Annotated in this window: 8 protein-coding genes; 5 read left to right on the top strand and 3 right to left on the bottom strand. The window is 73.2% G+C overall.

Features of this window, described 5'->3' with window-relative positions; translation table 11 throughout:
- Positions 1-264: 264 nt before the first annotated feature.
- Complete coding sequence (locus tag UW392_RS10570; protein WP_320774661.1) at positions 265-438, top strand: CsbD family protein; 174 nt, start codon at positions 265-267, stop codon at positions 436-438.
- Between the two features lie 73 nt (positions 439-511).
- Here the strand turns inward: UW392_RS10570 and UW392_RS10565 are convergent, their stop codons facing one another.
- Positions 512-3211, bottom strand: a complete 2700-nt coding sequence (locus tag UW392_RS10565; protein ID WP_320774660.1) for a SpoIIE family protein phosphatase — start codon at positions 3209-3211, stop codon at positions 512-514.
- Between the two features lie 254 nt (positions 3212-3465).
- Here UW392_RS10565 and UW392_RS10560 point away from each other — a divergent pair, with 254 nt between their 5' ends.
- On the top strand, positions 3466-4803 hold the full coding sequence (locus UW392_RS10560) for an endo-1,4-beta-xylanase (RefSeq protein WP_320774659.1): 1338 nt from the start codon (positions 3466-3468) through the stop codon (positions 4801-4803).
- Between the two features lie 71 nt (positions 4804-4874).
- Here the strand turns inward: UW392_RS10560 and UW392_RS10555 are convergent, their stop codons facing one another.
- On the bottom strand, positions 4875-6092 hold the full coding sequence (locus UW392_RS10555; protein WP_320774658.1) for a glycoside hydrolase family 64 protein: 1218 nt from the start codon (positions 6090-6092) through the stop codon (positions 4875-4877).
- A 447-nt stretch (positions 6093-6539) separates the two neighbouring features.
- On the opposite strand from UW392_RS10555, the gene UW392_RS10550 reads away from it, so the two are divergent.
- Positions 6540-6890, top strand: coding sequence for an ATP-binding protein (locus UW392_RS10550; RefSeq protein ID WP_320774657.1), 351 nt, complete (start codon positions 6540-6542; stop codon positions 6888-6890).
- 28 nt (positions 6891-6918) lie between these two features.
- On the opposite strand, the gene UW392_RS10545 is transcribed toward UW392_RS10550, so the two are convergent.
- Positions 6919-7287 carry an STAS domain-containing protein gene (locus tag UW392_RS10545; RefSeq protein WP_320774656.1) on the bottom strand — a complete coding sequence of 123 codons (369 nt, stop codon included), beginning with the start codon at positions 7285-7287 and terminating at the stop codon, positions 6919-6921.
- 135 nt (positions 7288-7422) lie between these two features.
- Here UW392_RS10545 and UW392_RS10540 point away from each other — a divergent pair, with 135 nt between their 5' ends.
- Both UW392_RS10540 and UW392_RS10535 read left to right on the top strand, forming a co-directional pair.
- On the top strand, positions 7423-7713 hold the full coding sequence (locus tag UW392_RS10540; protein WP_320774655.1) for a hypothetical protein: 291 nt from the start codon (positions 7423-7425) through the stop codon (positions 7711-7713).
- Between the two features lie 127 nt (positions 7714-7840).
- Positions 7841-8722, top strand: coding sequence for a diacylglycerol/lipid kinase family protein (locus tag UW392_RS10535; protein ID WP_320774654.1), 882 nt, complete (start codon positions 7841-7843; stop codon positions 8720-8722).
- Positions 8723-8727: the final 5 nt, after the last annotated feature.

Raw genomic sequence — 8727 nt, 5'->3', positions numbered from 1 at the left:
CGGCGCGCCGCACCTGCTCCGCCGTGCGGCGCCCCTGCGGACTGCGCGCGAACCGCTTGAGCCTCTCCAGCATTCCGGCCATGGTCTTCCTCCTGCGATCTCGCACTCCCCGGCGCCGACGGCCACCGTCCGCGCAGGGGTCCGCATACCCGGCACCGGGCCGCTCACCCCGGCGGGCCGGACGTTTGCGGCGCCGAGGGCGGGAAACCCGCAGGGTCAACAGACCGCTGTGCAACCGATGTGACTCCAGAGGTGAGAACAACCGTGGCAGCCAACGAGAAGTCCAAGGCCAAGACCGAGCAGGCCAAGGGCAAGGCGAAGGAAGCGGTGGGCCGGGCCGTCGGCAACGAGCGGCTCACGGCCGAGGGCCGCGCGGAGCAGTCGAAGGGCGACGCCCGCCAGGCCAAGGAGAAGACCAAGGACACGTTCCGCCACTGACCGCGGTGGTGAGCCCCGGCACATGTGAGGGTGTGCCGGGGCTCGCGCGTGTCCGGTCCCGGCCACGGGCCCCTCACGGCACGGGCTGCTCCGCCCAGATCACCTTGCCCGCCGGGGTGTAGCGGGTGCCCCAGCGGTCCGCCAGCTGGGCCACCAGGAACAGGCCCCGGCCGCCCTCGTCGGTCATGGCCGCGTACCGCAGGTGCGGTGAGGTGCTGGTGCTGTCGGCCACCTCGCAGATCAGCGTGCGGTCGTACAGCAGCCGGACGCGGATCGGCTCGGCGCCGTAGCGGATGGCGTTGGTGACCAGTTCGCTGAGGATCAGCTCCGTGGTGAACGCCAGCTCGTCCAGCCCCCACGCGGAGAGCTGCCGCGTCACCCGGGACCGGATCTCGCCGACGGCCGCCGGATCGGCCGGCACCGGCCACTCGGCGACCCGGTCAGGACCGAGCGCCCGGGTCCGGGCGACGAGCAGCGCGATGTCGTCGCCGGGCCGGTCCGGCAGCCGCGCGTCGAGCACGGCCCGGCAGGTCTCCTCCGGCGAGGGCCCGGCCCCGGCCAGCGCCTCGCGCAACTCGTCGAGGCCCACGTCGATGTCGTGCTCCCGGTCCTCGATCAGTCCGTCGGTGTAGAGCACGAGCCGGCTGCCCTCCGCCAGCTCGACCTCCGCCGTCTCGAAGGGCAGCCCGCCGAGCCCGAGCGGCGGTCCGGCCGGTACGTCGAGAATCTCCACCCGCCCGTCGGGGTGGACCACGGCGGGCGGCGGATGACCGGCCCGGGAGACCGTGCAGCGCCGCGCCACCGGGTCGTAGATCGCGTAGAGGCAGGTCGCGCCGGTGACGGGCGCGCTGTCGCCCTCGGTCGCCTCGTCCTGGTCGAGCCGGACGACCAGTTCGTCCAGGAGCGAGAGCAGCTCGTCGGGGCCGAGGTCGAGCGCGGAGAAGTTGTGCACCGCCGTACGCAGCCGCCCCATCGTCGCGGCGGCGTGCAGCCCGTGCCCGACGACGTCCCCGACCACCAGGGCGACCCGAGCCCCGGACAGCGGCAGTACGTCGAACCAGTCACCGCCGACGCCGGCCCGCGCGGGCAGGTACCGGTAGGCGATCTCCAGGGCGTTCTGCTCGGGCAGCGTCCGCGGCAGCAGGCTGCGCTGGAGCGTCACCGCCATGTTGTGCTCGCGGGTGTAGCGGCGCGCGTTGTCGATGGAGACCGCCGCGCGGGCCACCAACTCCTCGGCGAGCGCGACCTCGTCGTCGTCGAACGGTCCGGGCCGCTCCGCGCGCCAGAAGGTGACCACCCCGAGGACCAGCGTCCCCGCGCGCAGCGGCACGGCGATCAGCGAGTGCACGCCGTACGCCAGCACCTGCGCGGCGCGCTCCCCGTCCTGCGCCTGCCAGCCGGGCGCCCGCGCCAGGTCGGGTTCGAGGACGGCGCGGCCGGTGCGCAGGCTCTCGGCCTGAGGCGCGGACGGGGTGAAGTCGATCTGCCGGCCGCGCGGGAAGAGCGGTCCGTCCTCGACGGTCCCGCTGACCGCGGTACGGCGCAGCGGGGCGCCCGCCTCCGGCCGGCCCCCGGCCAGCACCGTGTCGTAGAGGTCCACGGTGGCGAAGTCGGCGAACCGGGGCACGGCCAGCCGGGCCAGCTCCTCGGCGGTACGGGTGACGTCCAGGCCGGTGCCGATGCCGATCCCGGCGTCGTAGAGCAGGTCCAGGCGGGCCCGGGTGGCCTCGGCGCGGCCGGACAGGGCGCGCAGCTCCGTGGAGTCGCGGAGGGTGGCGACGCTGCCGGGCGGTCCGCCCCGGACGTCGGTGGGGCGCTGGTTGACGGCGAGGAGCCGGTCCCCGACCCGGTGCACCTCGTCGGTGGCGACCCGGGCGGAGGCCAGCAGCTCCGCGGTGCCCGGGTCGAGGCCGAGGTCGGTCACCCGGCGTCCCTCGGCGTCGGCGGGCAGGTCGAGGAGGCGGTGCGCCTCGTCGTTGGCGAGCAGCAGGGTGCCCCCGCCGCCGACGATGAGGACTCCCTCCCGTACGGAGTGGAGCACCGCGTCGTGGTGCTCGTACATCCGGGCCATCTCGTTCGGCCCGAGTCCATGGGTCTGGCGCAGCAGCCGTCTGCTGACCAGGGCCGTGCCCAGCGTGGCGAGGACGAGCGCCACCGCGGCGGCGGCCAGCAGCAGCGGGAGCTGCCGGTCGACGGCGCCGCTCACGTTGTCCTTGGTGATGCCGGCCGACACCAGGCCGATCACGGTCCCGTCGGCCGCCTCGACCGGCACCACGGCCTGCACCAGGGGCCCGAGGGTGCCCTCGACCTCCTCGATCACGGTCCGTCCGTCGAGCGCCGGGGCGATGGTGCCGACGAACTTCCGGCCGATCCGGTCGGCCCGGGGGTGGGTGTACCGGATGCCGTCGGTGTTCATCACGACGACGAAGTCCACGTCGGACGCCTCGCGCGCGGCCGTCGCCCGGGGCTGGAGCACCGCCGTGGGGTCGGGGGAGCGCAGGGCCTCGCGGATGCCCGGGGACTCGGCGAAGGTCGCGGCGACGGCGACGGACCGGTTGCGGGCCTCCGTGTCGCTGTCGTTGCGGCCCTGGAGCACCAGGGCGACCACCGCGGCCACCACGAGCAGCAGCACGATGACGACGTGGAGGACGAAGACCTGACCGGCGAGGCTGCGCCGGGACAGCGCGGAGCGCACCCCCGGCGCCGGGGCGTGGAGCGGCCGGCCGGGGCTACGCGTGGGCCGGGCTCTCGATCCGCCCGGGAGTCGGACCATGTGCCCATGTCTACACTGCCGCGCCGCGTGAGGCGAGAGGCGATCTCCGGGACGGGCGGGACGCGGATGCCCGCCGGGGCGCCTCGGGGCCCTCGGCTCCACGGGGGCGAGATGCGTCTGTACGGGTGAACGGGCCGTGCTGTGAAGGGCGTTGACCCCACCCGGGCCAGTCCGTAATCTCCTCCGCACCATTCGGTAAACAGCGCGAAACTTTCGAACAAATCTCGTCCGCCTCACACGGGAGTGTGTATGTCATGCACCTGACATCATTACTGAGGGCGGCGACCGCCGGTCTCCTCGCCGCCACCGCGCTGACCGCCGCCGCGCACACCGCCGAGGCCGCCGACACGCTCGGCTCGGCGGCGGCCGGCAAGGGCCGCTACTTCGGCGCCGCCGTCTCGGCGAGTCACCTCGGCGAGTCCGCGTACGCCGCCACGCTGGACCGCGAGTTCACCTCCGCGACGCCCGAGAACGAGATGAAGTGGGACGCCACCGAGCCCGCCCGCGACAGCTTCACCTTCACCTCCGCCGACCAGGTCGTCGACCACGCCCGGGGCCAGGGCATGAGCGTCCGCGGCCACACCCTCGTCTGGCACTCGCAACTGCCGTCCTGGGTGGGCTCCCTCGCCGCCGCGGACCTGCGCACCGCCATGAACAATCACATCACCCAGGTCATGACCCACTACAAGGGCGAGATCCACTCCTGGGACGTGGTCAACGAGGCGTTCCAGGACGGCGGCAGCGGCGCCCGCCGCAGCTCGCCCTTCCAGGACAAGCTCGGCGACGGCTTCATCGAGGAGGCGTTCCGCACCGCCCGCGCCGCCGACCCGGCCGCCAAGCTCTGCTACAACGACTACAACACCGACGGCGCCAACGCGAAGAGCAACGCGGTCTACGCGATGGTCAAGGACTTCAAGGCCCGCGGCGTCCCCATCGACTGCGTCGGCTTCCAGTCGCACTTCAACAGCGCCTCCCCGGTCCCCTCGGACTATCAGGCCAACCTCCAGCGCTTCGCCGACCTCGGCGTCGACGTGCAGATCACGGAGCTGGACATCGAGGGCTCGGGCACCGCGCAGGCCACCGCCTACGGCAACGTCGTGGGCGCCTGCCTGGCGGTGAGCCGCTGCACCGGCATCACCGTCTGGGGCGTCACCGACAAGTACTCCTGGCGCAGCGGCGGCACCCCGCTGCTCTTCGACGCGAACTACGCCGCCAAGCCCGCCTACGACGCCGTGCTGACCGCTCTCGGCGGCTCGGGCGGCGGTGGCGGTGGCGGCGGTGGAACGGCGGCCTGCACGGCCACGTACGCCACCTCGGCGCAGTGGAACGACGGCTACAACGGCCAGGTCACCATCACCGCGGGCACCACGGCCATCAGCACCTGGACGACGACCGTCACCCTCACGTCGCCGCAGAAGGTCACCGCGACCTGGAACTCCACGCCGACGTGGGACACCACCGGCAACGTCATGACGGTGAGGCCCAGCTGGAACGGCAGTCTGGCGGCCGGCGCGTCCACCACCTTCGGCTTCACGGTCGCCAAGAACGGCAGCGCGGCCGTGCCGGCGGTGGGCGCCTGCACGGCCTCCTGACCCGTCCGGGTGGCCTCGGGGTGCGCCCGCGCGTCAGCCGTGCGCCGGCGCGCCCCGTGTGGCGGCGGTGGTCAGTCGAGCGGGTCCAGCGTCAGGTACGCCGTGGCCGGATCGCCGTCGTGGACCAGCGACTCGTGGTTGCCGACGTCGTCGAAGGCGAAGGCGTACGCCTTGCCGTCGGCCATCCGCTCGTGCACGGCGCGTGCGTAGTGGTTGGTCACCGCGTCCTGGTAGAAGCCGGCGCCCGAGGTGTCGGGCTGGTTGGCGTTGGTGAGCAGCGTGGACCGGTTGTAGCCCGCGCACAGCGTGCGCGAGATGGGGCCGCGCACCTGGTCGTTGGGGGCGTCGAGGAGCCGGTGGCAGCCGAAGACGCTGCTCGCGTCCGGCTTCTGGAAGCTGGTGACGACGGCGCCCGAGGAGTCGGTGAAGTTCATGACGTTCCCCGAGACGCGGCCGTAGTACTTCACGTCCGGCCGGTCGGTGAAGGGCGTCACCGTCAGCGTGGTCGTGGCGTACTTCTGCCAGACGCGGTTGATGTAGTCGTCCATGACCGAGGCGGGCAGCGCGCCGGTCTCCACGCCGTACAGCGGGGACAGGGCCCGCAGCACGGTGCCGTCCGCGCGGGTCTGGATCAGCCCGGACCAGCCGCCGGACCGGGCGCGCAGGGCGTCGAAGAACCCCTTGTACCCGCCCGACTTCAGGTGGCCCGTGGTCGTGGTGGCCCCGCCGGAGCCCTTCACGCCGACCGCGTACGGCGCCGAGAACATGTCGACCTGGGTGCTGTTGATCCACAGACCGGAGTCGTTGAGCGTGTACTCCGACCAGTTGAAGAGGATGTCGCGGTTGGGATCGCTGGGGTTCTGCACGGCGGGCTGCACCAGACCGCCCGTGGCGAGCTGGAACACCAGCTTCTGCCCGTAGGAGAAGTAGACGCGGCCGGAGAACTTGGGGATCCGGATGGTCGTCGTCTGCCCGGGTCCCGGTCCGGCGATCGAGGCGTCGGGCGCCGGAACGGGCGGGGAACCGCCCCCCGGCCAGGCGTGGAAGGTGCCGTTGGCGTCGGCCCAGCCCTGCCGGCCCGACGACAGTTCGGTACCGAGGTTGTAGAGGTACACCGGCTCGGAGCGGCCCGAGTTGTTGGTGATCTGGAGCGGGATCGTCGCGGGAACGGCGGCTTCGGCGGGCACGGCCGGGCCGGCCGCCAGGAGCGCGCCCGCCACCGCGGTGGCCAGGGCGGTCGCCGTCGCGGCGATCCGGCGCCGGAGTCGTCCGGGGGAACGTCTGAACATGCGCAACCTCCGTACGGGCCCTGGGAACAGGGCCTCGGAGCGTGGGGGGAAGGATGTAAGGGGTGCTTGGTACGGACCTGTTGAGAGCGCTCTCAGCGTCCCGCCGGGGTGTGCGCATGTCAACAGTGCGCGCGTGCCGACCGTGCGGGAGCGCGCGCCTGCCGACCCGTGCGGGCCGCCCGCGGGCCGCCCGCGGGACGCCGCCGGAACGCCCCCGGGGCAGGTGTCCGCGCGGTGTCCGAAAAACCGCCGACGGGGCACAAGTTGACGGCAAGCGAATCGCGGAGGCCCGTTCCATGCGTATCGTGAGGTGCCGCGGGCTCCTGCTGCTTCCTCTACTCGGCCCCGGACCGGACGGTGAGGCTCTGTATGACTCCGGCGCGCAGACCCGATGCCGCGGATCCGTCAGTCCTGTCCACGGAGGTGGACCTCAGGGGCGGATCGGCGATGATCCCCGCGTCCCGCGACATCGTCCACGGGTTCGTCGGGCGCCTCGGCGACGCGGGCGTGCCGATGTCGGCCGGCTTCCTGGACGCCGCCCGGCTGGTCGCCAGCGAACTGGTCACCAACGCCCTGCGGCACGCGCCGGGGCCCTGCCGGCTGACGCTGACCCTGGTCGAGGACCAGGTGGAGATCGCGGTGTCGGACACCGGGGACGGCTTCCCCACGTTCCTGCCCCGGGACCCCCTGCGGGTGGGACGGCACGGGCTGGAGATCGTGACGCGGCTCTGCGACGAGGTGATCACCAAGCCGCACGCGCAGGGGAAGACGGTGTACGCGCGCCTTCCCCTGGCGTGAGTGCCGCCCTCTTCTTCCGCCGGGCCGCTCAGCGGTCGGCGAGGGCCTGGTCGAGGGTCGGGTAACAGGCGATCAGCGCGTCGACCCCGACGAGCTGGAGCACGCGCCGGACCGCCGAGCGCGGGGCGGCGAGCCGCAGCCAGCTCCCGCCGGCCTCCGCCGCCTGGTGCGCGGCTATGAACACGTTGATGCCGCTGGAGTCCATGAAGGCCACGTCCGCCAGATCGACCACCGCACCCCGGGACCCCTCCAGCCCCGACAGCAGTACGTCCCGGAGCTGAGTGCTGCCGTCGAGATCCACTTCACCCGCGAGGGTGACGACGCAGACATCGTCGTCCGTGGTGGTACGGGTGATCAGCAGCCGCTCAGGCACCGCCGCTCCCTCGGTGTCCGACACGCTTCCTCACTTCTCGTGCAGGTCCGGCCATGGTTGGTGACCATGATGTTAAGGCTCCGGGAGCCCTCGGTGGGCAACATGTGGAGGACCGGCTCGACGCGCGCGGGAACCGAGCGGTGATTAGGGTCTTTTACTGTGGCTCACACATTCGACGAGCTCGTGCACAAGCGGCGCGCGGCCGACCTGGCGGAGAACCGGGTCGAACAGCTGCGCGACTCGTACGGGCCGCCCACCCAGCAGCAGTGGACCCCGCGGCAGTCGGACACCTACGAGACCGCCGTGCGGGCGTGGCGCGACCTCGACCGCGACTGGCGCACCGCGCTGGCCCAGTACGTCCGTGAGCGCGGGCAGACCCCGCGCGAGGTCGAGGCGGAAGTGGGCAAGGTCCTCCGCGGCGGGGACGGCCCCTCGACGCCGCAGCGCTAGGCCCAGGGTCCAGCCCGCCGCCTCCCGGCCCGGAACCTCGTGAGAGAACTGTGCGGCACCGTGCGTCCCAGAAAACGCTCCGGTGCGTCAGGTCCCTGAGGTTCGTTCCGGCCGGGAGGCATCACGTATGCGACAGTTCACCGCCGTCGTCAACCCCACCGCGGGCTCCGCCACCGGCGGCGGAGCGCTGCACCGCGTGGCCCGGCTGCTGCGGGAGGCGGGGGCCGGGCTCGAGGTCGAGCACAGCCGGGACCTCGCGCACGCAGGGGAAGTCGCCCGGCGGGCCGGCGGCCGGGGGAGGGCCGTGCTCGCCGTCGGCGGGGACGGCATCGCCGGGGCCGTCGGCGGCGCCCTCAGCGGCACCGGCACCCTCTTCGGTCTCGTCCCCTCCGGACGCGGCAACGACTTCGCGCGCGTTCTCGGCCTGCCCGCCGAACCGGCCGCCCTCGCCCGGCTGCTCCTGCACGGCGAACCCCGCCCGGTCGACACCGTCGAACTGGTCTCCGCCGTGCACGACCGCACCGTCGTCCTCGGCAGCGTCTACGCGGGCGTCGACGCGCTCGCCAACCGGCACGCCAACCGGGCCCGCCTGCTGCGCGGCACCGCCTCCTACTACGCCGGCGCGCTGCGCGCCGTCACCACCTGGCGCCCGGCCGGCTACCGCGTCACCGTCGACGGCGAGGAGCACGCCTGCCGCGGCTACACCGTCGTGGCCGCCAACTCCGGCTACTACGGCTCGGGCCGCCGCATCGCCCCCGGTGCCCGCGTGGACGACGGCCTGCTGGACGTCGTGCTGATCCGGCACACCCCGCGGAGACTGTTCTTCGCCCTGATGCGGGAACTCGACGCCGGCACCCACGTGCACCGCCCCCAGGTGCGTGTCCTGCGCGGCCGGGAGATACGCATCGAAGCGGACCGCGACGTGCCGTACGGCGCCGACGGAGAGGTCGACGCCGTACTGCCCGTCACGGCCCGGGTCCTGCCCGGCGCGCTGCGTGTCCTGTACTGAACCGC

It is taken from the genome of Streptomyces sp. CRN 30 (assembly GCF_034105845.1).
This window is presented reverse-complemented; position numbering and strand designations above follow the sequence as displayed.

What these genes read in the sequence shown, in the direction of transcription:
- UW392_RS10535 (WP_320774654.1), top strand. Translation starts at nt 7,841, where the DNA reads ATGCGACAGTTCACCGCCGTCGTCAACCCCACCGCGGGCTCCGCCACC.
- UW392_RS10565 (WP_320774660.1), bottom strand. Translation starts at nt 3,211, where the DNA reads ATGGTCCGACTCCCGGGCGGATCGAGAGCCCGGCCCACGCGTAGCCCC.
- UW392_RS10560 (WP_320774659.1), top strand. Translation starts at nt 3,466, where the DNA reads ATGCACCTGACATCATTACTGAGGGCGGCGACCGCCGGTCTCCTCGCC.
- UW392_RS10550 (WP_320774657.1), top strand. Translation starts at nt 6,540, where the DNA reads ATGATCCCCGCGTCCCGCGACATCGTCCACGGGTTCGTCGGGCGCCTC.
- UW392_RS10555 (WP_320774658.1), bottom strand. Translation starts at nt 6,092, where the DNA reads ATGTTCAGACGTTCCCCCGGACGACTCCGGCGCCGGATCGCCGCGACG.